This is a genomic window from Enterococcus sp. DIV1368b, from assembly GCF_050529595.1.
Classification (GTDB): Bacteria; Bacillota; Bacilli; order Lactobacillales; family Enterococcaceae; genus Enterococcus_B; species Enterococcus_B mundtii.
In genome coordinates, this window is record NZ_CP172883.1 from 1,194,182 (window position 1) to 1,217,372 (window position 23,191).

At 39.1% G+C, this 23,191-nt stretch carries 24 protein-coding genes and 1 riboswitch; of the genes, 16 read left to right on the forward strand and 8 right to left on the reverse strand.

Annotated features, from left to right (window positions below):
- The first annotated feature begins 5 nt into the window (after nucleotides 1-5).
- Nucleotides 6-1,154, forward strand: coding sequence for an N-acetylglucosamine-6-phosphate deacetylase (nagA, locus tag IGJ19_RS05670; protein WP_071867153.1), 1,149 nt, complete (start codon nucleotides 6-8; stop codon nucleotides 1,152-1,154).
- Between the two features lie 94 nt (nucleotides 1,155-1,248).
- Here nagA and IGJ19_RS05675 read toward each other — a convergent pair whose 3' ends face one another.
- Entirely contained in the window at nucleotides 1,249-2,037 is a 789-nt protein-coding gene (locus IGJ19_RS05675) for a MerR family transcriptional regulator (protein WP_430604464.1), read from the reverse strand.
- 162 nt (nucleotides 2,038-2,199) lie between these two features.
- Here IGJ19_RS05675 and IGJ19_RS05680 point away from each other — a divergent pair, with 162 nt between their 5' ends.
- A complete protein-coding gene (locus IGJ19_RS05680) occupies nucleotides 2,200-4,791 on the forward strand; it encodes an HAD-IC family P-type ATPase (protein ID WP_430604465.1) in 2,592 nt (863 codons plus the stop codon).
- Nucleotides 4,792-5,002: 211 nt separating this feature from the next.
- On the opposite strand, the gene IGJ19_RS05685 is transcribed toward IGJ19_RS05680, so the two are convergent.
- The 4 genes from IGJ19_RS05685 to IGJ19_RS05700 all read right to left on the reverse strand — a co-directional run bounded on the left by IGJ19_RS05685 (nucleotide 5,003) and on the right by IGJ19_RS05700 (nucleotide 7,962).
- Entirely contained in the window at nucleotides 5,003-5,875 is an 873-nt protein-coding gene (locus tag IGJ19_RS05685) for an IS3 family transposase (RefSeq protein ID WP_142433158.1), read from the reverse strand.
- Nucleotides 5,875-6,570 carry a helix-turn-helix domain-containing protein gene (locus tag IGJ19_RS05690; RefSeq protein ID WP_115357196.1) on the reverse strand — a complete coding sequence of 232 codons (696 nt, stop codon included), beginning with the start codon at nucleotides 6,568-6,570 and terminating at the stop codon, nucleotides 5,875-5,877. The genes IGJ19_RS05685 and IGJ19_RS05690 overlap by 1 nt, the downstream gene beginning before the upstream one ends.
- A gap of 195 nt (nucleotides 6,571-6,765) precedes the next feature.
- Nucleotides 6,766-7,140 carry a hypothetical protein gene (locus IGJ19_RS05695; protein WP_074799723.1) on the reverse strand — a complete coding sequence of 125 codons (375 nt, stop codon included), beginning with the start codon at nucleotides 7,138-7,140 and terminating at the stop codon, nucleotides 6,766-6,768.
- A gap of 9 nt (nucleotides 7,141-7,149) precedes the next feature.
- The gene (locus IGJ19_RS05700; RefSeq protein WP_086334574.1) at nucleotides 7,150-7,962 is read right to left on the reverse strand and encodes a DNA/RNA non-specific endonuclease; all 813 of its coding nucleotides are present in this window, start codon (nucleotides 7,960-7,962) and stop codon (nucleotides 7,150-7,152) included.
- Nucleotides 7,963-8,088: 126 nt separating this feature from the next.
- On the opposite strand from IGJ19_RS05700, the gene IGJ19_RS05705 reads away from it, so the two are divergent.
- On the forward strand, nucleotides 8,089-8,613 hold the full coding sequence (locus tag IGJ19_RS05705; RefSeq protein WP_034690200.1) for an NfeD family protein: 525 nt from the start codon (nucleotides 8,089-8,091) through the stop codon (nucleotides 8,611-8,613).
- 13 nt (nucleotides 8,614-8,626) lie between these two features.
- Nucleotides 8,627-10,108, forward strand: a complete 1,482-nt coding sequence (locus tag IGJ19_RS05710) for a flotillin family protein (protein WP_071867147.1) — start codon at nucleotides 8,627-8,629, stop codon at nucleotides 10,106-10,108.
- A gap of 49 nt (nucleotides 10,109-10,157) precedes the next feature.
- Here the strand turns inward: IGJ19_RS05710 and IGJ19_RS05715 are convergent, their stop codons facing one another.
- Nucleotides 10,158-10,754: an FUSC family protein gene (locus IGJ19_RS05715; RefSeq protein ID WP_071867146.1), complete on the reverse strand. Its 597-nt coding sequence runs from the start codon at nucleotides 10,752-10,754 to the stop codon at nucleotides 10,158-10,160.
- Between the two features lie 109 nt (nucleotides 10,755-10,863).
- Between IGJ19_RS05715 and IGJ19_RS05720 the strand changes: the two genes are divergently transcribed.
- Entirely contained in the window at nucleotides 10,864-11,823 is a 960-nt protein-coding gene (locus IGJ19_RS05720) for an aromatic acid exporter family protein (RefSeq protein WP_115357529.1), read from the forward strand.
- 64 nt (nucleotides 11,824-11,887) lie between these two features.
- On the opposite strand, the gene IGJ19_RS05725 is transcribed toward IGJ19_RS05720, so the two are convergent.
- Nucleotides 11,888-12,847, reverse strand: a complete 960-nt coding sequence (locus IGJ19_RS05725) for a Gfo/Idh/MocA family protein (protein ID WP_260697436.1) — start codon at nucleotides 12,845-12,847, stop codon at nucleotides 11,888-11,890.
- Between the two features lie 196 nt (nucleotides 12,848-13,043).
- Between IGJ19_RS05725 and IGJ19_RS05730 the strand changes: the two genes are divergently transcribed.
- The 9 genes from IGJ19_RS05730 to purB all read left to right on the forward strand — a co-directional run bounded on the left by IGJ19_RS05730 (nucleotide 13,044) and on the right by purB (nucleotide 21,424).
- Nucleotides 13,044-13,580: a hypothetical protein gene (locus tag IGJ19_RS05730; RefSeq protein WP_071867143.1), complete on the forward strand. Its 537-nt coding sequence runs from the start codon at nucleotides 13,044-13,046 to the stop codon at nucleotides 13,578-13,580.
- A 14-nt stretch (nucleotides 13,581-13,594) separates the two neighbouring features.
- Entirely contained in the window at nucleotides 13,595-14,395 is an 801-nt protein-coding gene (locus IGJ19_RS05735) for a M15 family metallopeptidase (RefSeq protein WP_071867142.1), read from the forward strand.
- A 9-nt stretch (nucleotides 14,396-14,404) separates the two neighbouring features.
- Nucleotides 14,405-15,019, forward strand: coding sequence for a glycoside hydrolase family 73 protein (locus IGJ19_RS05740; protein ID WP_071867141.1), 615 nt, complete (start codon nucleotides 14,405-14,407; stop codon nucleotides 15,017-15,019).
- A gap of 24 nt (nucleotides 15,020-15,043) precedes the next feature.
- Entirely contained in the window at nucleotides 15,044-15,721 is a 678-nt protein-coding gene (locus tag IGJ19_RS05745; protein ID WP_071867140.1) for a hydrolase, read from the forward strand.
- 276 nt (nucleotides 15,722-15,997) lie between these two features.
- A riboswitch (purine riboswitch) is annotated at nucleotides 15,998-16,095 on the forward strand.
- An 85-nt stretch (nucleotides 16,096-16,180) separates the two neighbouring features.
- A complete protein-coding gene (locus IGJ19_RS05750; RefSeq protein WP_019723458.1) occupies nucleotides 16,181-16,762 on the forward strand; it encodes a xanthine phosphoribosyltransferase in 582 nt (193 codons plus the stop codon).
- Nucleotides 16,763-16,764: 2 nt separating this feature from the next.
- Complete coding sequence (locus tag IGJ19_RS05755) at nucleotides 16,765-18,069, forward strand: nucleobase:cation symporter-2 family protein (protein WP_019723457.1); 1,305 nt, start codon at nucleotides 16,765-16,767, stop codon at nucleotides 18,067-18,069.
- 440 nt (nucleotides 18,070-18,509) lie between these two features.
- The gene (gene purE / locus IGJ19_RS05760) at nucleotides 18,510-18,998 is read left to right on the forward strand and encodes a 5-(carboxyamino)imidazole ribonucleotide mutase (protein WP_010735688.1); all 489 of its coding nucleotides are present in this window, start codon (nucleotides 18,510-18,512) and stop codon (nucleotides 18,996-18,998) included.
- Nucleotides 18,991-20,115, forward strand: a complete 1,125-nt coding sequence (purK, locus tag IGJ19_RS05765) for a 5-(carboxyamino)imidazole ribonucleotide synthase (RefSeq protein ID WP_181880044.1) — start codon at nucleotides 18,991-18,993, stop codon at nucleotides 20,113-20,115. The genes purE and purK overlap by 8 nt, the downstream gene beginning before the upstream one ends.
- A gap of 13 nt (nucleotides 20,116-20,128) precedes the next feature.
- On the forward strand, nucleotides 20,129-21,424 hold the full coding sequence (purB, locus tag IGJ19_RS05770) for an adenylosuccinate lyase (RefSeq protein ID WP_074799714.1): 1,296 nt from the start codon (nucleotides 20,129-20,131) through the stop codon (nucleotides 21,422-21,424).
- Nucleotides 21,425-21,566: 142 nt separating this feature from the next.
- Here purB and IGJ19_RS05775 read toward each other — a convergent pair whose 3' ends face one another.
- Entirely contained in the window at nucleotides 21,567-21,944 is a 378-nt protein-coding gene (locus IGJ19_RS05775; protein ID WP_071867138.1) for a hypothetical protein, read from the reverse strand.
- Between the two features lie 256 nt (nucleotides 21,945-22,200).
- On the opposite strand from IGJ19_RS05775, the gene purC reads away from it, so the two are divergent.
- A complete protein-coding gene (gene purC, locus IGJ19_RS05780) occupies nucleotides 22,201-22,932 on the forward strand; it encodes a phosphoribosylaminoimidazolesuccinocarboxamide synthase (protein ID WP_430604466.1) in 732 nt (243 codons plus the stop codon).
- A 3-nt stretch (nucleotides 22,933-22,935) separates the two neighbouring features.
- Complete coding sequence (gene purS, locus IGJ19_RS05785) at nucleotides 22,936-23,190, forward strand: phosphoribosylformylglycinamidine synthase subunit PurS (RefSeq protein WP_074799713.1); 255 nt, start codon at nucleotides 22,936-22,938, stop codon at nucleotides 23,188-23,190.
- Nucleotide 23,191 lies beyond the last annotated feature (1 nt).

Consider the following 23,191-nt stretch of genomic DNA (forward strand, 5'->3'; position numbering starts at 1 on the left):
ATAGAATGAGAACTTATATCTATGCTGACAAATTCTTTTTAGCATCTGGTGTGAAAAACACTGGATATCTTGAAATCACTGATGGGCTTTTTGGCGAATATCTTTCAGAAAAACCAACAGGTGAAGTAACGATCATTGATCAAAGCGGTAAATGGATCGCCCCTGGACTTGTAGACACACATATTCATGGGTTTATGAATCACGATGTTATGGATAATGACGCAGAAGGAATCAAAGCCATGTCAGAAGGCTTATTATCTTGTGGGGTAACTGCCTTTTTACCTACAACATTAACCTCTAGTAAAGAACGTCTAAAAGATGTGGCAGAGACGATTGGAAAAATGTACCATGAAGCTCCTGGCGCTAAAATCAAAGGGATCTATTTTGAAGGACCATTCTTTACAGAAGAGCATAAAGGCGCGCAAAACCCAAGTTATTTTGGCGACCCCGATCTGGCAGTCTTCAATGAATGGCAAGAAGCTTCAGGCGGATTGATCAAAAAAATCGCATTAGCACCAGAACGCGCGGGTGTGGAAGAATTTGTAAAACAAGTAACAGATGAAGGCGTTGTCGTTGCTTTAGGTCATAGTAATGCAACGATCAATGAAGCACAAGCAGCTGTTGAAGCAGGTGCAAGTGTATTTGTTCATGCGTTTAACGGGATGCGCGGCTTGAACCATCGTGAGCCAGGTATGGTCGGCGCGTTATTATCATTGGATCACGTATTTTCTGAGTTGATTTGTGACGGTCACCATGTCCACCCAAATGCAGCACAGATCCTGATGGAAAAAGCAGGACATGAACATGTGGCTTTGATCACGGATTGCATGATGGCTGGTGGGATGCCTGATGGTAACTACAATTTAGGTGAGTTCCCAGTAGTCGTAAAAGATGGAACGGCTCGCTTAGAATCTGGAAATCTAGCTGGAAGTATCCTAAGATTAAAAGAAGCAATCAAAAATGTCGTAGATTGGGGCTTAGCTACACCAGAACAAGCAATCATGATGGCTACGTACGTTCCTGCAGTTAGCTGTAAGATCGACGATACATGTGGAAAGATTGCTAAAGGAAGAGATGCTGATTTCATCGTCTTGAATCCTGACATGACCTTAGATGCCACCTATTTAGATGGTGTTGAACGTTATCATGCGTAAAAAAGCATAAATGAACAGCCAAAAGGAAGAAGCAACTCGTAGCTTTACTCTCTTTTGGCTGTTTTTTTGTGCTGTTTTTTAGATAAATAGTTGGTTACTGGATCAATACTTCTAAGCGTGTAATAAATTCATTCTGGTCATTGGTTTCATGGAAATCTACGAGATAGAGTTCATAAAATGGACTTTTTAATTCTAATTGATGTGTTTGTGCATATTTTTTTATTTCTTGAATGCCTGTGACTTGTTGCTCGTAGGCTCCTTGGTAAGTGTAGGTCAAGTATTTCCCGGATGGTAACGTGGACACCTCGTTGATCAAAGAGGCAGTTTCTGGATAGAAATAAAAGACTTGATAGGCAAAAGGATCTGACTCTTCATGTAAGATACTTCCAAATAAATTTTGATTGTTGGCACTGAGGTGTTTCTCATACTTTTTATGCAGCTGTTTCAATGCGTAATCGACATCATCGCTAGTCGTCATTTCATCGTCTTTGATTACTTGACGTAACGGATGTTCCATCACGATCGGTTGATTGAATGGAGTATCTTCCACTTCATAGATCAACTGTAAGCGATCATCTAATAAGGAAATTTTTTCTTTTGATTCTGCAATCAAACGATGCAAAGAGTCAATTTCAAATCGTAAAAGTTCTTTTGTTCGATCGATATTTTTATTATTCAGGTACTCGACGATCTCAGGCAAAGAAACATCAAAATATCGCAGATCGCGAATCGTATTTAGTTGTTCTAATTCTTTGTACGAATAATTTCGATAACCGTTATCGTCATAATCTGGTTGGATCAAACCGATTTTTTCATAGTAACGTAAAGTATGTGGAGTAATATCATATAATTTTGCTAATTCATTGATTTTCAATCGATTCACTTCCGTTTGATTTTATTTATAGTTTATATCTGTCCCTCATTTTACTATTAGTTGATTCAAAAAAGCGAGTATTTTTAAATTATTTACACTGAACTCTTGACCTTAGAGTTACTCTAACCTGTAAGCTGATTATAGATTAGTCATTGTTGGAGGAGAAAAAGTATGGAATGGTATAACAAGTCAACGGAAGAAACAATCAAACAAGTTCAAGTCACAGAATATATCACAGAGAGTGATCGACTGGAACGTCAACAAAAATATGGCAGAAATAAAATGGAAGAAAAGGATCAAACACCAGAATGGCAAAAATTCTTATCTTATTTCCATGATGCGTTGATGTACATCTTATTAGGGGCAGCGATATTGAAAGTAGCAACTGGTGCATTGATGGAAGGTGGCATGATCTTTTTAGTTGTTTTTCTAAATGCGATGATCGGGTACTTCCAAGAACGAAAAGCAGCTTCTTCTTTAGATAGTATCAAAGGATTATTGAGTGATAAAGCAGTGATTTTAGAAGATGGTAAAAAACGAGAGATCGATCCGGCAGACTTGGTTGTTGGCGATCAAGTCGTCTTGACTGCTGGAGATATCGTCCCAGCAGATGTTCGAATCATCGAGTCATTCAATTTGCAAGTGGATGAGGCGATTTTAACAGGAGAAACACATTCTGTCAGCAAAACTGTTGAGAGCTTACCTGAAAATACAGAATTAGCTGAACAAGTAAATATGGCTTTTTCGGGCACAAAAGTTGAGTCTGGTAATGGATTAGGTGTAGTTGTTGAAGTAGGTTCGAATACTCAAATCGGTAAAATCAGCCATTCTTTATCTACTGTTGAGGAACAAGAAACCCCATTATTGAAGAAAATTAAGGAAATGAATACAAGTATATTTAAAGGAATCAGTGCATTGATTTTGTTAATTGCTCTTGTTTCGTATTTTTATTATGGTATGACATGGGGCTATATTGCTACGGCGATCATTGCTTTGATCGTTTCTTCGATTCCAGAAGGCCTGCCGTCGATTTTAACGATCATTTTGTCGATTGGCGTGAATCGAATGGCAAAGAAGAATGCCATCGTAAAAACATTGCCTACAGTAGAAACCTTAGGTGCGATGACGGTTATTTGTTCAGATAAGACAGGGACATTGACAAAAAATGAAATGTCTTTAGTTCACATAGCGACATTAAATGATTGGTATACGCCTGAAACATTTGCGAAAGTATCGCATACAACAGTTGAAGAATATTTGTTACAAGCGATGCATAATTGTCAAGAAACACAATTAGCAGATGGGGCTTGTCCTGCAACAGGAAATGCAACAGAACTTGCATTATTACGTTATACAAATACACAAAAGGCGATAATCCATTCACCTATTGCCAAAATCCCTTTTGATTCAGCGTATAAATACATGGGGACTGTTCATGAGATCAATGGGAAGAATATCTTGTTCGTAAAAGGTGCACCGGATGTATTGATCGAAAAAGCGGGGCAACAAATGGACGCTAGAGGTATGAGCCAATCGATCGATAAAAAACGTTGGCATAAGAAAAATGAGGATTTAGCGAGTCAAGGGCAACGTGTGTTAGCTTTTGCGATGAAAGAAATCGGCGATAAAGACTTATCTCATGATTCACTAGATGAAGCATTGACGATGATTGGCTTATGCGGCGTGATCGACCCACCAAAAGAGTCAGCGATTGAAGCAGTGAAATCGATGCAACAGGCAGGAATACGTGTCAAAATGATCACAGGCGATCATCCACTGACAGCGAAAGCCATCGCAAAACAACTAGGATTGCAAAATCATCAAACAGCAATCACAGGAAAAGAGCTGAATCAACTGTCAGAGCAACAATGGCAACGAGCAGTAAGTGAAAACGATGTATTTGCGCGAACGACACCAGAACACAAATTGGCAATCGTTTCTTATCTACAAGCGCAAGGTGAAATTGTTGGGATGACCGGTGATGGTGTGAATGATGCACCAGCTTTGAAAAAAGCTGACGTCGGGATTGCTATGGGAATCAAAGGGAGCGATGTCAGTAAGCAAGCAGCAGATATGGTTTTAGTCGATGATAATTTTGAGACGATCGCTTATGCAGTCAAAGAAGGACGTCGGATATTCGACAACTTGAAGAAAACGATTCTCTTTTATTTACCAACATGTTTGGCGCAAGGATTATTGTTACTTTTCTCATTGATCGGAAACTACCCATTACCTTTGACGACTGTGCAAATCTTATGGTTGAATCTAGTTGCTTCGATCACCTTGTCCTATGCTTTAGGATTTGAACGGGCAGAAAAACAAGTGATGAGTCGACGACCACGACCATTGAATGAACGGATTTTGTCACGATATGCGTTGATGCGCATTTTATATGTAGGGATGATCTTAACGATCTTAGGCTTAACTGCGATGGAATATGTCTCAAACGATGCACGTCAGACCGTGTTGATCAATGCAATGGTGTTTGGTCAAGCCTTCTATATGATCAATTGTCGTAGGATTAGCGAATTTAGTTTAGATAGAGGATTATGGAAAAATACAGCATTGTTTTATTCAATTGGGATCATGATCTTGCTTCAAGCCGCGATGATCTGGTTCCCACCATTACGAATGGCTTTAGGAACAAACCTACTATCAAGTACGGAAGTCGTCATCAGTCTTTTACCTGGATTACTTTTATTCTTCTTAGTAGAAATTGAAAAATATGTTTTATCAGCTAGAAGTTACAGGGTAGGTGCTTGATCATTCATATTATTGAAATGAAACATATAAAGATAGCAAAGTAACTAGGTGCTTTTTATTCACACTAAACCCAAGTAACATTGGAAGAGACTAGTTTATAAAATAAGTTAGTAAAAACGCCCGAAATGAGAATGAAGTGCCCCCTGTCAAGTAGACAGTAAAAAAACAAAAATGGTATGAAAACAGGGATCGAGTCACTCGATTCCTGTTTTCATGCAGCTTGCTTTCTAAACTCATTCGGCGAAAGCTCATCCAAGGCTTCCGAATAGCGGTAGTTATTATAATACCGCATATATTCACCTACAGATTTCTTTAAGTCCTCAAAATTCTGGTAGCTTTCTTGATAAAATTTTTCTTCTTTAAAGGTTCCCCAAAAATGTTCAATCGGTTGATTATCTAGACAACGCCCCACTCGGGACATACTTTTGGTGAACTTATATGTTGTTTCAAGTTTCTTATAGTCATAAGACGTGTATTGAAACCCACGATCACTATGAAGTAATGGTCTTACTCCAGAGTTCTTATCCATTGCTTTTTTTATCGTATTCATGACAAGTAAATTATTGTTTGAATGACCTAGCTCCCAAGAGACAATCGAATGATCATAGAGATCGATGATTGCACTTAAATAGGCTTTTCTACCATTTCCATAGCGCAATTCAGTCACGTCTGTACACCATTTCTGATTGGGCTTTTTAGCGACAAATTTACGGTTTAATACATTTTCTGCAACATGTGCTTCCATCGATTTTATATAAGTGGGACGCTTTTTTTTGATGACTGCTTTGATACCAATGGCTTTCATTAATCGATAATAACGATTTCGAGAATACTGTTTCTTTAGTTTTCTGTTAATCTGCATTCGAATTTGCCGATAACCAATTGCTCCTTTTTTGCTGTCATATTTCTTCTTAATCTCTTTCGCCAACTTTCGGTTGGCCATTTCCTTTTTGGAAGGTTGCCATTTCACCCATTTATAGTAGGAAGAGCGGGCAATCCCTGCTAACTGACAGAGCTGAGTGATTGAATAGTTCTTCTCTTCATGAAGAGAAGAACTCGTTTGGTAGAGTTCAACGTTCCTCACTAACGTGAGGGATGGTTTCGCCGCCGAACTTCCTGTAACTTTTTTACGAAATCATTCTCCATTTCTAAATGCTTGTTTCGAGCTTCTAACTCTTTTACTCGTAATTTCAGCCGTTCTTCTTCGGTTAAGAACTCGCTTGATCTGTTTCGACCACGATTGTCTTTTAACGCTTCTTCTCCATATTGTTGGTATTTTTTTACCCAAGAATACACTTGTTGATAGGAAATATCGTATTTTTCAATCGACTGAGCGTAATTCAGCTCATTAGCGATGGTGTATTGAGCGATCTCGATACGCTCTTGATAAGTGGTTTTACGTCCTTTTGTCATGGTTTTGGGTACACTGCCTTTACTTGTAAATTTTAGTGTTTCCCCCTTAGTATAACTTGAAATCCATTTTCTTAAAACGGAGTGTGAAGATATTTGAAATAATAGCGTTGCCTGACGAAGAGACATCTCTTTATTGAGGACAGCTAGAATGGCTTTCTGTTTTTGTTCACGATCATACCGCTTCCAGGTTTTCGCCTCTTTTAACCCCTCGAGCCCCTCCTCGTTATATTTATGAATCCAACTTTCTATCGTCCCATTGGAAAGAGAATATTTCTTCGTGATACTGTTTACGCTACAACGACCACCCATCACCTCTGAAATGATCTGATATTTTTCTTTTGGAGAATATGGACTTCTCTTAGACATACAAAAAACTCCTTATAAAGTAGATTTGGAATTTTGTTTTTTTCCTTGTCTACTTTATAGGGAGCATATCAGAATGATCATTTCGGACGTTTTTTTGTACGATATTTTGTTTCATAAACCTAAACATGCGCGATACGTTTTTTTGTTAAATGTTCAAATATAAGCCCCAGTCTGTCATTGTTAATGCGAGCAACCTTAGTTAGTAGAAAAGTTGAAAAATTCGACAATTGGTTTCGAAGAGTTTGCGTATCTTATTAGTAGATCGGCTAAACTCCCATTAAATCGCTGGATTTCTTCTTTTTGGTGAGAGCGGGGAAACAAACAAACCGTTTTTTCATTTGCTAAGAGATAATCACCATCGATCGTGCGAGCAACCAAGTGCAAGGATGAAAGGAGATTCGCAACATCCGCTTCATCCAGTGAGGTATAATCGATTGTTCGCAGAATACTAGCTTTGAAATGTTGGTAAGAAGGGAAAAACACAAGTTCCTCATAATCGAACAGCTCGTTTTCTTCCAGCCATGCGAGTGTTTCTTCTAATGTACGATGTTGCTTCAATTGTTCAAACAATCGTTTCACCTACTTTTTATTTGGTATCAATACCGTAAAATCAATCGTTGGATTATTGCCTGTTCCTTTTGCCTCTAACTCGACACTTTCAGGGATGAGTTCATCGCCAACATAATGTGGAGTAACACGATAGCGTACAGTTTCACCATGATTCAACGCCTTACGGATTTTTAGTTCATAGTAGTTCATGTAAGGATCGTTGACTGGAAATTGAAACAAAGTAACTAGATTTCTTTCGTCGTCGCCACTACCGCCGAACTGTTTAGCGATCAGATGTCCGCGAGAATGATCATATCTGGGACCAGAAATAAATCCAGGAGGACGGATGTCACGGTTTGCGCTGGTTCCTGTATTGATCATTGATTTTTCCAATAAGGCATCCGCACCAGTGGGACGTCCTAATCGATCAAGCTCATGATACTCGATCCATCCTTTGTTTGTTGAGAGTTCAGCCAAATCAAAGGAAGCTGTTCCTAATTCTTGTGGCCCAGGATTGTTTCCAGTCGGTGCTAAGTCTTCTTCTTGTGGTAAGCCGTTGTTTCTTGGTTCAGATGAGTCAGGTATACTACTTGTGATAGTAGCTTCACTTTTGCTTGTACTTTCGACTGGTTTATCAGAAGATTCCATACTATATGTACGCATGTTTGATCGTTGGTCAGTAGAAACTTCCGGTTCACTATCGATTGAAGCAGTATAACTAGATTCACTGTAATCCCTTGAGATCGGTTGTTCTACATTCACTAGATCCATTCCGATAAAGCCAATTGCGCCAAAAACAACTATAGAGATCAAAGTACCCCATAGTTTTTTTAAATTTTTCATTCGTTCACCTCCTTTGTTAGTATAATCCAAAACCAAGCGGACTAAAAGTGAAAACTTTATCCAAAGTAGGTTAATTATATAGGTTAGTATGATATGATAATCTTGTACACAAAGGAGGCGAATGAGATGATAGGAGGAATCGCAATCATCACGATTTACTGGTACGTTTTACTCATATGCGCTGGGGTTGCAGTGTTACTTGTTATTTTTGGAGATGTCTTTGATTTCGATGGACCTATTGATCCGATGCTGATCGTTCCCTGGTTGACTTTTACCAGTTTATTAGGTTATTTAGGTGAATCCTTGACCGACCAGTCCTCGTTAGTGATTTTCGTGATCAGCGCGATTATTGCAACCGTTTTAGTTTTTTTGTTGAATTTTTATATCTTGATGCCGATGAAGCACGCAGAATCGACGCTATCAACTTCTGAAAAAACATTAGAAGGTCAAATCGCGACAGTCGTGACCCCGATACCGATCCAAGGAATGGGAGAAATCCAATTAAAAAGTGTTACTGGTTCAATCAGTCGCCCTGCTTGTTTTTATACGCCCCAAGAGAAAATGATCGGACGTGGCGAAAAGGTTTTGATCATTGAAGTAAGAGACCGTGTTTGTTATGTTACACCGTACGAAAGTATGTTGAAAATGTAAAGGAGTGGAAGAAATGGAAATATCTGGAGTGTTTGTTGCAATTGTTTTAGCAGTGTTGATCGTTTTAATGTTATTGATCGTCTTTGTTGCTAAGTACCAAACGGCAAAGCCTGACGAAGCATTGATCATTAGTGGTAGTTACTTAGGAAGTAAAAATGTCCATGCCGACGAGAGTAACAATAAAATCAAAATTGTCCGCGGTGGAGGTGCATTCGTACTACCAGTTTTCCAACGTTCGAATCGTATCAGTTTATTATCAAGTAAATTAGACGTATCTACCCCAGAAGTTTATACAGAGCAGGGCGTGCCGGTGATGTGTGATGGTACTTCGATCATCAAGATCGGTTCTTCTGTCGAAGAAATTGCGACAGCAGCGGAACAATTTCTAGGAAAAACGCGAGAAGAACTTGAAAATGAAGCACGTGAAGTATTAGAAGGTCATTTGCGGTCGATCCTAGGTTCGATGACAGTAGAAGAAATTTACCAGAATCGTGACAAATTCAGCCAAAGTGTGCAAGAAGTTGCTTCGGTGGATCTAGCAAAAATGGGATTGATCATTGTTTCGTTCACGATCAAAGAAGTCCGTGATAAAAATGGTTATTTGGATTCTTTAGGGAAACCACGGATTGCTCAAGTCAAACGTGATGCAGATATTGCAGAAGCAGAAGCACTTAAAGAAACGCGTATCAAAAAAGCGGAAGCAGAGAAAGAATCTCAAGCCGCAGAATTACAACGCCAAACAGAGATCGCCGAATCTTTAAAAGAAAAAGAATTGAAATTAGCTGCCTATAAACAGGAACAAGATGTGGCACGAGCAAAAGCTGACCAAGCGTATAATTTAGAAAGTGCCAGAGAACAACAACAAGTAATCGAACAAGAGATGCAAGTAAAAGTCGTCGAACGTCAAAAACAAATCGAATTAGAAGAAAAAGAAATCATTCGTCGTGAAAAACAATACGATTCTGAAGTGAAGAAAAAAGCCGATGCGGATCGTTACGCCAAAGAACAAGAAGCCCAAGCGCAAAAAGTCAAAGAAGTGACTGAGGCAGAAGCAGAACAATTTAGAATCGAAGCCTTAGCCCAAGCCCAAGCCAACCAAACTCGTTTAGCTGGACAAGCCGAGGCAGAAGCCACCTTAGCAAAAGGGAAAGCGGAAGCAGAAGCAAAACAAAAAATTGCAGATGCGTTCAAAGAATACGGAGAAGCCGCTGTGCTTAGCATGGTGATCGAAATGTTGCCTCAACTGATGCGTGAAGCGGCACAACCGCTAGGCAATATCGAAAAAATCTCTGTTGTTGACACAGGTAATTCCTCAGGTGAAGCAGGTGGCGCCAATCGAGTGACAAGCTATGCGACAAACTTGTTGTCGACGACACAAGAAACGTTGAAAGAAACAACTGGATTGGACATCAAAGATATCATTGAGAATCTTTCCACTCGTGGAAATTCTAGACAATTGAATGTCTACGAAGGAACAAATGAACCGAAAGAATAACTTAAGAAAGACTCAAAGGATCATGTCCTTTGAGTCTTTTATTGGTTCGCTATTTATTTTCATTTTGCTCACGGATCTGTGCCTTTACTTCTTCCAGATTTTCAAGTAAAGCCTGCTCTTTTTTTCTTAATTCTTCTAAGTCCTCGACAATCTCTTCTTTTTTTTCAACTTCTGGCGGACGCAAGCAAAAATTGATACCGATAGCAATAAATGTCCCGATAAATGTATCGAAAACCCGCTCAATCGCATAGAAGGCTGACTCTCCTTGAGGGATACTTAAAGAGATCAGCAATAATGTTGCAATAGCAGCTATGATCCCAGAATTATTATTGATACCGTCAGATAAGACAATCACAATGATCACTAAAAGTGGGAGAACGATCAGTTCAACTAAAAAATCATTGTGGAAGTAACTTTTTACAAAAAAATAGAAAATACCTAATCCGCCACCAAGTAGATTGCCAATAATACGCGAGCGACCAAAAGAAAAGGTCGTAGTCAAATCTTGGCGCAAGGAAAAAACAGCAGATAGGGCAGCAATCATTGGAATGCCACGATCAAAGAGATGAAAGATCAAAATACATAAGAAAACGGCTAAAGCACTCTTCATTGTACGCATACCAAGTCGAAAGCGTCCAAATTGCATAGTATACTCTCCTTTACGTTCTTTACAATATCATAACTAAACTTACCATGGATTGCTAGTTTTTCATGAACGAATTTAGTATAATTCAATAAAAAGAAAGGAGCCGATCATGCGTATTGGAATGAGAACGGTAAAAACGGTCATCAGTGTATTTGCTTCCATGTTGGTTGCAAACTACTTTTCCTTATTGTTCTGGCCATCTGCCGGTATTATTGCGTTGTTAAGTGTCGGGAATACTCGTCGCTCCACCTTGATGACTGGGATCTATCGAATCGCTGCATTTATTGTCGCTACACTTATTGCCTTTATGTGTTTTACACTTTTGGGCTATCGAATCATCAGTTTCAGTATCTTTCTATTATTTTTTATTCCAATCGCCGTGCGGTTCAAATTGACAGAAGGAATCGTTGTAAACTCAGTCTTGATCACTCATTATCTTAGTGAACAAAGTATGAGTTGGCAATTGATCACAAACGAAGCAGCCTTGATGATCATTGGTGTAGGATTTGCTTTGTTATCTAATGTCTATATGCCAGATAGTAAAAAACGTTTAAAGGAAAATCAAGTGATCATCGAAGAGCGATTTCGTCTTCTTTTGAAGAACATGGCAGACTTTTTGCTTTCTGGCGAAGCCTACGAAAATCAAGGGTTATGCAAAGAATTACAAGTTTATATTCGAGAAAGCCAGGCATATGCACGGAATCACCAAGAGAATAACTTGCTTAGACAAAATCAATATTATGAAACCTATTTTTCTATGCGACGGGCTCAGATCAATGTGATCCAAGATATGCAAGAAAATTTAGCTTATATCCAGGACCCAGTGCCTTATAGCGACCATATATACGGCTTGTTGATCTATACAGCTGAGACATTTTCTGAATCAAATGATGGCAAAGAAATATTGACAAGGATCGAAGAGGTCTATGGAATGTATCGTCAAATGCCATTGCCGACTACGCGAAGTGAATTTGAGGATCGTGCGGAATTGTTTCAGTTTTTACAGTCATTCAAAAGTTTTATTGAAATAAAAGTAGAATTTTCTCAGCAGATGATAGTGGATGCGTAAAGGTGAATAAATAAGACGAAGCGATGAGGTGACCATCCTCTGCTTCGTCTTATTCTTATTCTGTTTATCTGTTACTCTTCCAATGCTCTTGCATATCATCTAAAAGTGCAATCACTTCGGTGGTTAAATACAGGGAACGGTTTGGCAGTTCTCCTTCGATCATTTTTACCATATTTTCAATTTCATAATTCATTGCTTGCGCACGATGGCCACTTTCAATCAGTTCTTTTGTACCATCAGTATAAATGATCTCTGCTTGGTCAGCTCTAGGATAATCATTGATTGAGATATACCCATTTTCAAAAGCAACGATTCCGACTTTTGGCATTTTTGCTTGGAAGGTCAGGCTGATCGTAGCTAGTTCATTTTCTTTATTTTGCAAGATCGTTACAGATTGTTCATCAACACCTGTTTCAAATGGAATCATACGAGAGGCGATGACTTCCGGTTGTGAGCTCAAAAAGAATCGAGCAAATGAAACAGCATAGGTTCCAATATCAAGTAATGCCCCACCTGCTAAATCAGGGTTGAAGAAGCGATTGGTCGGATCAGGTTCTTTGTAACTGCCAAAAGGTGCTTGGATCATCTTTAATGCACCTAACTTGCCTGAATCGATCATTGAACGAAGTTGATGATACAAAGGCATGTTGAAAATCGTCATCGCTTCTGCCAAGATCAGCTCTTTTTGTTCCGCTAATTGGATGGCTTGTTGAAGTTCTGCCTTATTCATCGTGATGGCTTTTTCGCATAAGACATGTTTCCCAGCTTCCAAGGCAGGAAGAATGTAGTCGATATGTTGACGATTCGGAACGGCGATATACACGATATCAACTTCAGCATCTTGCAACATATCATGATAATCGCCATACGCTTTTTTGATAGAATGGCGTGTAGCAAAATCCTGTGCTTTTTCCAAAGTTCGTGATGCAACAGCAACCAATTCACTTGATGTTTGATCGAAGTTTTCTGCAAATTCGTTAGCAATCGATCCTAGACCGACAATGCCCCATTGGTATTTTTTCATTTTTCATCTCTCCTTGACGTGATATATTTAATATAAGGGTATTTAGTTGAATACTCTTGGTTTCGCTATTATTATATCAAAAAAAGGACATCCAATCGTTCTGAAGAATTGCTTTCTAAAAAAAGGTGAAAGAAATGTTCTAATAGATGATTTTTTAACTTAATTTAAGTAGAATAAGAAGGAGGAGGAGATTGCGATGCATCAAGTATACGTTGATCTTATTATGAGTGTTTTACTCGAACAATTTGAAACAGAAGAAAATTTCTTAGATACTTATCTATTGGTGGATGAAACAACTTGGCAAGCTTGGAAGCGTGGTGAACAAAACTTACCATCCGAGGCCATGCAAAAAGTGAAAAATCTTTTTACGGACTATGAATGGATGTTGACGCAAAAAATTCTACGTCAAACCATTATTTTCCCTGAAAAAAGAAACGTTGCAGTAGCCGAATATAAGCAAATCAAAACACGTATTGCTCAGAAATGGGTAAGTAGCGGCAGTGCGAATGTAGAGTTGCTCCCTTTAAAAAATGATCAAATTGTCAATGGATATCTTGACTTGAAAGTCAGTATTCAATATGATGAGTGGGGTTATGATGACATTTTGAACTTTCGATTACCATCAGAAGTTCAAAAGCAAATCGAAGGGGAGAAAATCGAGTTGTTAGATTGGGTAAATGAAAGTCTGGAAGAAACTTACGTTAGTGAGAAAGTGGAACCAGAAAGGGAATGAAAGGATTTTTTTACGTGAATAAAATTTTAGGCGTTATCTCAGTCGTGATCATGATTGTTGCGATGGGCTATCTGGTTGTTAGTGAGAGTCGGACGGATACGAAAGCTCAAGCTGATAATTCAAAGACAGAACAAACAAACACGACGAGTGCGACAGAAGAAAGTACAGAAAAAGCAACAAAAAAACCAACCTCTAGTGATTTGCCAGATGTTAAGTTGGATGATTGGTCGCTGGTATTGGTCGGACCTGATCACAAAATCGAGACAGAAATCGATGAAGCTAACCAATTGGCTGCGCTAGATAATGGCTATTTGATCGACAAACGTATTAAGGCTGATTATGAAGAACTGGCTAACGCAGCTAAAGCTGCGGGCTTTCCTTTAGTTATGGTATCGGCTTACCGCTCCGTTGCGACACAACAAGAGGTGTTCGCTCAAAATGTCCAACAGGTGATGAGTAGTCAGGGAGTCACTGAAGAAGAGGCGACCGCGATTACGAAAAAAACTATGACAGAACCGGGTTACAGTGAACACCATACAGGTTTAGCTGTGGATGTGGTCGATGAAACATGGTATAACAATTATCCCAATACTGTATTGGATGAAAAATATGGTGACGAACCAGGTGCGAAATGGCTTGCGGACAATGCCTCTAAATATGGCTTTATTATCCGTTACCCAAAAGGTCGAGAAGATATTACAAAAATCACTTATGAACCTTGGCACTTACGTTATGTAGGCAAAGAAAGTGCAGAATATATCACATCAAACGATTTAACGATGGAGGAGTACTTGGACCAACTAAAAGAAAAGTAGGAATAAGAGATGGCAAAAAATAAATGGAAAAAACAAAGGCGTAAAAATAATCGCTGGTTTGCTGTAGTTTTAGGGAGTATGTTGATCATGATGGCTTTTGTTTTTTCTTTGAGAAGTTTGTCATCGCCCTACTCTACGGAAGCACAGCAACAAGAAACACTGACTCATCAAGAATTTATCAACGCATTAGTTCCACATGCGAAAGAACTACAACAAGGCTATGGCGTTTTGCCAAGTATCATTATTGGGCAAGCCATCCTTGAATCTGATTGGGGCAATAGTACGCTTGCCAGTAAATATAAGAACTTGTTTGGAATCAAAGCGTTCGGGAACGAAGAAAAAGTCAATCTGGAAACAAAAGAATATATCAATGAAGAATGGATCACCATCCAAGGAGACTTTCGAGTCTATTCTTCGTGGGAACAATCAATGGATGACCACACGGCTTTATTTGTCAATGGTGTCGATTGGAATCCTGCATTGTATGCGAATGTGATCACTGCGACCAATTATATTGAAGCAGCTCATGCGTTACAGGCGGCAGGATATGCGACAGATCCGACATATGCTGATAAAATCATACATGTGATTGAAACTTACCAGTTAAATCAATACGATCAATAATCAGAAAAGAACGGAAGTGGACGGATGGCAGATTTATTTGTTCCAGAAATAATGACAGAATTACGTAAGGATATCGTGAGAGTCCCAGAGGTCATTATGGAAGCAAGTGGTATTAAAATTTTTGGCAAGTTGATACGTTCGATTATCTTCACCACGGATATTGCGATCATCAGAAACACCAATGCAAATGCGGTGATCGCAGTTTATCCTTTTACACCCCATCCGGCGATTACGAAAAGCATCATTGAAGCAGCGGATATCCCTGTGTTTTCAGGTGTCGGCGGTGGCTTGACACAAGGGATGCGTTCGGCATATATGAGCCTTTTTGCAGAAGCACAAGGATCATTAGGCGTAGTCTTGAATGGCCCAACACCAGTAGAGACTGTCCATGATGTCTGTCAAGTGGTTGATATACCGGTAATCAGTACAGTCACGTCTAAATACTCGGAAATCGACGAAAAATTGGCAGCCGGCATTACGATCATCAATATCAGTGCGGGAAAAGATACAGCAGACACTGTTCGCTTTTTCCGAGCAAAGTACCCAGAATTACCGATTATTGCGACTGGAGGTCCCACGGAAGAAAGCATCAAAGAAACGATTGAAGCTGGCGCCAATGCGATCACCTACACACCACCTAGTAGCGGGGAGTTATTCAGCCGCAAAATGGACAAGTATCGAAAAATCGAGAAAACCAATTGAGTACCAAACGAAAATAAATATCATTCAACCAACCATAGATAATAGTTACCGATACAATCTTGGCTTTAGCAACCTTTTCCTTTATGGGATAGGTTGCTTTATTTCATAAATACTATTTTGTTTGCTAGGATGAAACTATGAGGTTTATCAAGAATAATCCAAAGATAAATCCTTCATGAGAAAAACAAGAAATATAGTTGTAAGTTTCAGAAACAAGTGTTAGACTGTTTTCATCGTTTAAAAAATAAACTATTTTATTTCTAAAAATATCATTTATCAATCGAATATCGAACAACTTATATATCGTCATAATAAGGATGACAGTTTCTAGCCAGCACCGTAAATGTTGGACTATAAGTGAAAAAGTAGTGAGACATCTTTTTTGCTTATACATGAGCAGTAGAGATGTTTTTTTCTATGTTGAGTGGCATGAATTTAGCAAGAAAAGGAGTAAATAAAGTGAGAGAATTAGTTGAACGTATCAATAAAGATGGACAAGTCTTGGGTGAAGGCGTGTTGAAAGTAGATAGTTTTGTTACCCATCAGGTAGATCCAGTTTTGATGGAACAAATGGGCCAACGTTTTGCGGAAGTATTTAAAGAACAAGGAATCACTAAAGTGGTGACGATTGAAGCTTCTGGCATCGCCCCCGCTTTATTTGCGGCCAAAGAGCTCGGTGTACCGATGATCTTTGCAAGGAAAGCCAAAAGTTTGACGATGGATGAAGAATTATTGACGGCATCCGTTTATTCATTTACAAAACAAGTAACAAGCACGATATCGATTTCTCGTAAATTCTTGTCTTCTGAAGATAAAGTACTGATTATTGATGACTTTTTAGCCAATGGTCAAGCAGCAAAAGGGTTGATCGAATTGTGTCAACAAGCAGGTGCGAGTGTTGAGGGAATCGGGATCGTCATTGAAAAATCCTTCCAAGACGGTCGTCAACTTCTTGAAGAAATGGGCTTAAAAGTGGTCTCACTTGCCCGCGTTGCATCACTTTCTGATGGTCAAGTAGATTTTCTTGAGGAGGATGCGTAAGCGTGGAGAAAGAAACACAAAATGGAAAAGCAGCTGTCTTAGGGTTACAGCATTTATTAGCGATGTATGCGGGAGCAGTCGCTGTACCGTTATTGATCGGTACGGGGTTAGGATTTAATCAAGAACAAATGACTTATCTGATCTCAATCGATATTTTCATGTGTGGATTAGCAACGCTCTTGCAGTTGACTGTCAACCGGTTTTTCGGGATCGGTTTACCAGTTGTTTTAGGTTGTGCGATCCAAGCAGTTGCCCCGTTGATTTTGATTGGTAGTACAGAAGGTGTCGGTGCAATCTATGGCTCGATTATCGCATCAGGGATTTTTGTTGTGCTAGTTGCTGGTTTCTTTTCAAAGATCAAAAAGCTATTTCCACCGATTGTTACTGGAACAGTGATCACAGTGATTGGCTTGACGTTGATTCCAGTAGCTATCGAAAAAATGGGTGGTGGCAGTGCAACTGCTCCAGGCTTTGGTGATTTGACGAATTTACTATTAGCGTTTGTCACGATCCTACTGATCGTTGGTGTGCAATTATTAGGCAAAGGGTTCATTCGATCGATTGCGGTATTGATCGGTTTGATCGGTGGAAGTATCTTAGCTGCCTTTTTAGGTAGAATCGATCTAGGAGCAATTGGACAAGCCCCTGTTTTTCACGTGCCGCAACCTTTTTACTTTGGGAAACCGACATTTGAAATCTGGTCGATCTTATTGATGATCATCATTTCGATGGTAAGCATGGTAGAATCAACAGGCGTCTATTTTGCCTTAGGAGATATCACTGGAAAAAAAGTTGGAGAAGAGCAACTGAAAAAAGGCTATCGAGCAGAAGGGTTAGCCGTCATCTTAGGTGGTATTTTTAACACATTTCCTTATACAGGCTTTTCACAAAATGTCGGATTGGTACAACTTTCAGGAATCAAAACAAGAAAACCAATTTACTTTTCCGCTTTCTTTTTGATCATCTTGGGTTTATTCCCTAAAATCGGCGCAGTGGCTCAAATCATACCTGAACCAGTTCTTGGTGGCGGGATGTTGGTCATGTTTGGAATGGTGGCGATCCAGGGAATCCGGATGTTGTTAGAAGTAGATTTTACAAATGACAAAAATTTATTGATTGCTGCAGTGTCGATTGGTTTTGGTTTAGGCTTCAATCTGATGCCCGAATTATTCAGCCAGTTACCTGAAACAGTTCAAATGTTCACAGGAAACGGGATCGTTATGAGCAGTATCACAGCAATTGTTTTGAACTTAGTTTTTAACGGACTAAAACAAGACGAGAGAATCATTAAAGAAGCATTGAAGTAATAATATAGATCACTTCTATAAATCATAGCTAGTAACTTAATAGGGTAGAGACTTTTTTAGCTTACAGAAATAAGGCACCATCCACGAAATTTGTTTTTCAAATTTTTGTGGATGGTGCCTTATTTTCGAAAAGATTACTTTTGTTCCTGCCATTTGTTTGGTTTTGGGTGGTGCAAGAAGACGAATGACCCAGACGAATTTTTTATTTGTAGCATAGTCATGAACAGATTCTCCCTACTTTTGGATACATGAAGAAAAAGTGTGATATCCTAAAAAAAAACAAATGATTTGGATCAGAAAAACTTGATTTCAACAAGCAAAAGTCAATTTGTTAAAGACGAACAATAAGCCTTTTTATCTATTTTTCATTCGAATTTATCTTGATTTACAGAGGGGCGATTGATAAAATATAAGTGAATACGAATCGAGAGGAGAAACGAATGGCTGCAAAAATTTCTGTAATAATGGGGAGTATCTCGGATTGGGAAACAATGAAACATGCGTGTGAGATCATTGAAGAATTTGGCGTTTCTTTTGAAAAGAAAGTAGTTTCAGCACATCGAACACCAGATTTGATGTTTTCATATGCAGAAGAAGCTCGAGAAAAAGGTATAAAAGTGATTATTGCAGGTGCGGGAGGAGCAGCTCATTTACCAGGGATGGTTGCTGCAAAGACGACATTACCGGTTATTGGTGTTCCTGTTCAAAGCCGAACATTGAACGGATTGGATTCTTTGCTATCCATTGTCCAAATGCCAGGTGGCGTGCCTGTGGCGACGACAGCGATTGGAAAAGCAGGCGCAATTAATGCTGGTCTACTTGCGATACAGATGCTTTCAATGTATGATTTAGAGTTGGAGGCTGCATTAGCGAAACGACGCGCAATGTCGGTTGAATCTGTAATAGAAAGTAGTGATCAACTTGGTTAAACCATTATTACCAGGCTCGACGATCGGAATCGTCGGTGGTGGACAGTTAGGTCGCATGATGGCGATCAGTGCAAAAGAAATGGGCTTCAAAGTCGGTGTACTTGATCCGATGAATGATTGCCCGGCTGCTCAAGTAGCGGACTGGCACATTGAAAGTTCCTACGATGATACGTTTGCTTTAGAAGAACTTGCAAGACGAACTGAGGTCATCACCTACGAATTTGAGAATGTGAGTGTGGAAGCACTGAATGCGATTTTGCCGATGTCATTTATTCCTCAAGGAACAGATTTATTGGCAATCACGCAAGATCGTCTACTAGAGAAATCATTTTTAGAAACAAATAACATCGTGATCGCTCCACATGCAACGATCGTCAGTCCTACAGATATCCAAGATGCAATCGATGGTATCGGTTATCCTTGTGTCTTGAAAACAACTCGAGGCGGGTATGACGGTAAGGGGCAATATGTACTGAAGAGTCGAGCAGACTTAGCTCCTGCGATGGATCTTTTAAGAGAAGGAACTTGCGTATTAGAAGCTTGGATCCCATTTGAAAAAGAACTATCGATCATGGTCGCAGGCAATGGGCAAGGGCAATATACGACATTCCCAGTTGTTGAAAATATCCACCGTAATAATATTCTCCATGAAACGATTGCGCCAGCAACTGTTTCAGCGGATGTGATCGAAGAGGCAGAAAGAATTGCTAAAGTGATTGCTGAAGCAGTGAGTTTGTCCGGTGTACTGGGCGTCGAAATGTTCTTGACGAAGACTGGTGGATTGTATGTGAATGAATTGGCACCACGTCCACACAATTCAGGCCATTACACCTTAGAAGCATGCGGAATGACACAATTTGATGCGCATATCCGTGGGATTTGCGGTTGGCCTTTACCTAAAAAAGTCCCATTGTTAAGTGATGCAGTCATGGTCAACGTTTTAGGTGAACAACTATTAGAAAGTTACAATCTGATTGCGAAAAAACAAGATTGGAAATTTCATTTCTATGGCAAGAAACAAGCGAAAAAAGGTCGTAAGATGGGACACATCACGATTTTGACAGAAGATATCGAGTCGACAGTAAAAGAAATCGAAAAAACGAATATTTGGGATTAAAGGAGAATAGTTGATGTTAGAACGTTATACACGACCTGAAATGGGCAATATTTGGACAGAGCAAAATAAATATCAAGCATGGTTAGAAGTTGAAATACTTGCTGATGAAGCTTGGGCAGAATTGGGAGAAATACCTAAAGAAGATGTAGTGAAAATCCGTGAACACGCGTCTTTTGATATCGCTCGTATTTTAGAGATCGAGCAAGCGACACGCCACGATGTCGTTGCTTTTACTCGAGCAGTTTCGGAAACACTTGGCGACGAAAGTAAATGGGTCCATTATGGATTAACAAGTACAGATGTGGTTGATACAGCTTATGGTTACCAAATCAAACAAGCAAATGACATTTTGCGCGAAGATTTGAAACGTTTCACAGCGATCATTGGTGAAAAAGCCAAAGAGCATAAGTATACAGTCATGATGGGACGCACGCATGGTGTGCATGCTGAGCCAACGACTTTCGGCCTAAAATTAGCTACTTGGTATTCTGAGATGAAACGAAACATTGAACGTTTTGAACATGCAGCAAAAGGCGTAGAAGCAGGAAAAATCTCCGGTGCTGTTGGTACGTTTGCGAATATCCCTCCGTTCATTGAAGAATACGTGTGTGAAAAATTAGGCATCCGTCCGCAAGAAGTATCCACGCAAGTCTTACCACGTGATCTACATGCCGAATATTTTGCGACGATGTCATTGATTGCGACCAGTATCGAACGCTTTGCGACTGAGATTCGTGGACTTCAAAAATCTGAAACACGAGAAGTCGAAGAATTTTTTGCCAAAGGACAAAAAGGCTCATCTGCTATGCCACATAAACGCAATCCAATCGGTTCAGAAAATATGGCTGGCTTAGCGCGAGTGATCCGTGGGCATATGATTACCGCTTATGAAAATGTTTCATTATGGCACGAAAGAGATATCTCCCATTCTTCTGCAGAACGGATCATTCTGCCTGATACAACGATCCTACTTGATTACATGTTGAACCGCTTCGGCAATATCGTTAAAAATCTAACAGTATTCCCAGAAAACATGAAACGTAACATGGATGCGACATTTGGCTTGATCTATAGCCAACGTGTTATGTTGAAATTGATCGATAAAGGGATGACAAGAGAAGAAGCCTATGATCTTGTTCAACCTAAGACAGCGTATGCTTGGGATAACCAAGTGTCCTTCCGTCCGTTACTTGAAGAAGACGAAGCGATCACTTCTGTTTTGACACCAGAAGAAATCGCTGAAGCATTTGATTACAACCACCATATGAAAAATGTGGATGTCATTTTTGAACGTGTCGGTTTAGCATAAACTACTCAGCAAGAATGTAGGTTAACAATGTTTCACGATTGATCGAGGAAAAGACGAACAATCACTAGCTAGAACTATTTTTTTTAATGAAAGAAAAAAAGAACATCCTTCAGACTAACTTCTGAGGGATGTTCTTTTTGGTTTAAGCATAAGCCATTTGATGCCCCAAATTGAAATGTTGGGAATGTAGAAGATTCAATAATGTTTCAACAAATGTATAGCCAAATTCTTGTTGATCGAAGGTCACGAGCAAGCGGTAATGATGCTTGAATAGCTTTTGCTCATGGATTTGTTTGATCACTAGTTCATGGTTGTTTTGGGTTAAGTAATGGAATGTTCGTTTTCGACACTCCGATTGTCGTTTTGCTGCACGACGAAGTTTTCTAAATGTATAAAAACTTCGATCCTTCATGCAGGCATCAACATCTTTGATAGCAAGCAGATCATTGTACAAGCGTGATTTTTCTTCAACAGATAAATCGAGTAAAAAGCGTTGGGCAGACATACTTGGATCTTCCATTTAGTTACCTCCTTGAAACCTCTAACTGTTTTCTTTAAATCTACTATATCACCAATTAATAAATGTGTAAACGCTTCTTAACGAAGAACAACTATTCTTAATAAAAGTACGAAAGACGAACATTAAGTGTTTTTAATGGTTAAAATGTACACTTTTGTATTGATTTGATTCCTGACCCTTGGTAAAATTTAAAGTGAAAAGACGAACAAATAATGTATGTTTGTAAAACAACGTTAATAAACAAGGAGTCGTAGACATGGAAAAACAGAATTTGCTCTATGAAGGAAAAGCAAAAAGAATGTTTAACACGAATGATGAAACTGTCTTATGGGTGGAGTATTTAGACCAAGTGACTGCCCTCAACGGTGGAATGAAAGACCAGATGCAAGGAAAAGCAGAATTGAACAATCAAATCACAAGTGCTATTTTTGAATACTTATCAAATCAAGGAATAAAAAATCATTTTCTTGAGAAATTGTCAAAAACCGAACAATTGATAAAAAAACGGTCGATCATTCCCTTAGAAGTGGTCGTCAGAAATATTTCAGCTGGAAGTTTTTCAAAACGCCTAGGAGTAGAAGAAGGGCAAGTGCTACCGGCACCAATCGTTGAATTTTACTACAAAAAAGATGAATTAGATGATCCATTCATCAATGATTCACATATTGCTTTCTTAAAGCTAGCAACTCCAGAAGAGATCGCCGAACTAAAAAAACAAGCGTTACTCATCAATGAACAGCTGATCAAACTATTCAAAAAGATCGATTTACAATTAGTCGATTTTAAAGTGGAATTTGGCCGAACGGATATAGGAGAAATCGAATTAGCAGATGAGATTTCCCCGGATACCTGTCGCTTATGGGATATTGCTACAAACAAACATATGGATAAAGATGTCTACCGGCGAAAGATTGGCAACATCATTCCTGTCTATCAAGAAGTGCTCGATCGTTTAAATCAATTATCACTCGAAAATAAAGGAGAATAAATCATGTATTTTGTAAAAGTGTACGTAACATATAAAGACTCAGTATTAGACCCACAAGGAGAGGCAGTTAAAAATGCGGTGCATCGTTTAGGCTACGACAACATTGAAGATATTCGTATCGGAAAGTATTTTGAGATCCAAGTCTCTGCAATTGAAGAAGAAGTAGAAGCAACGATCGAAGCGATTTGCGATCGTTTATTAGCAAATGTCAATATGGAAACGTATCGTTATGAAATCAACAAAATGGAGGAAGTTTAGC

Bases quoted from the DNA above. Each gene is read 5' to 3' on its own strand.
- purC (WP_430604466.1), top strand. From the start codon at position 22,201: ATGGAAAAACAGAATTTGCTCTATGAAGGAAAAGCAAAAAGAATGTTT.
- IGJ19_RS05680 (WP_430604465.1), top strand. From the start codon at position 2,200: ATGGAATGGTATAACAAGTCAACGGAAGAAACAATCAAACAAGTTCAA.
- IGJ19_RS05725 (WP_260697436.1), bottom strand. From the start codon at position 12,847: ATGAAAAAATACCAATGGGGCATTGTCGGTCTAGGATCGATTGCTAAC.
- IGJ19_RS05730 (WP_071867143.1), top strand. From the start codon at position 13,044: ATGCATCAAGTATACGTTGATCTTATTATGAGTGTTTTACTCGAACAA.
- IGJ19_RS05715 (WP_071867146.1), bottom strand. From the start codon at position 10,754: ATGCAATTTGGACGCTTTCGACTTGGTATGCGTACAATGAAGAGTGCT.
- purE (WP_010735688.1), top strand. From the start codon at position 18,510: ATGGCTGCAAAAATTTCTGTAATAATGGGGAGTATCTCGGATTGGGAA.
- IGJ19_RS05705 (WP_034690200.1), top strand. From the start codon at position 8,089: ATGATAGGAGGAATCGCAATCATCACGATTTACTGGTACGTTTTACTC.
- purB (WP_074799714.1), top strand. From the start codon at position 20,129: ATGTTAGAACGTTATACACGACCTGAAATGGGCAATATTTGGACAGAG.
- IGJ19_RS05710 (WP_071867147.1), top strand. From the start codon at position 8,627: ATGGAAATATCTGGAGTGTTTGTTGCAATTGTTTTAGCAGTGTTGATC.
- nagA (WP_071867153.1), top strand. From the start codon at position 6: ATGAGAACTTATATCTATGCTGACAAATTCTTTTTAGCATCTGGTGTG.
- IGJ19_RS05745 (WP_071867140.1), top strand. From the start codon at position 15,044: ATGGCAGATTTATTTGTTCCAGAAATAATGACAGAATTACGTAAGGAT.
- purS (WP_074799713.1), top strand. From the start codon at position 22,936: ATGTATTTTGTAAAAGTGTACGTAACATATAAAGACTCAGTATTAGAC.
- IGJ19_RS05690 (WP_115357196.1), bottom strand. From the start codon at position 6,570: ATGTCTAAGAGAAGTCCATATTCTCCAAAAGAAAAATATCAGATCATT.
- IGJ19_RS05700 (WP_086334574.1), bottom strand. From the start codon at position 7,962: ATGAAAAATTTAAAAAAACTATGGGGTACTTTGATCTCTATAGTTGTT.
- IGJ19_RS05740 (WP_071867141.1), top strand. From the start codon at position 14,405: ATGGCAAAAAATAAATGGAAAAAACAAAGGCGTAAAAATAATCGCTGG.
- IGJ19_RS05775 (WP_071867138.1), bottom strand. From the start codon at position 21,944: ATGGAAGATCCAAGTATGTCTGCCCAACGCTTTTTACTCGATTTATCT.
- IGJ19_RS05720 (WP_115357529.1), top strand. From the start codon at position 10,864: ATGCGTATTGGAATGAGAACGGTAAAAACGGTCATCAGTGTATTTGCT.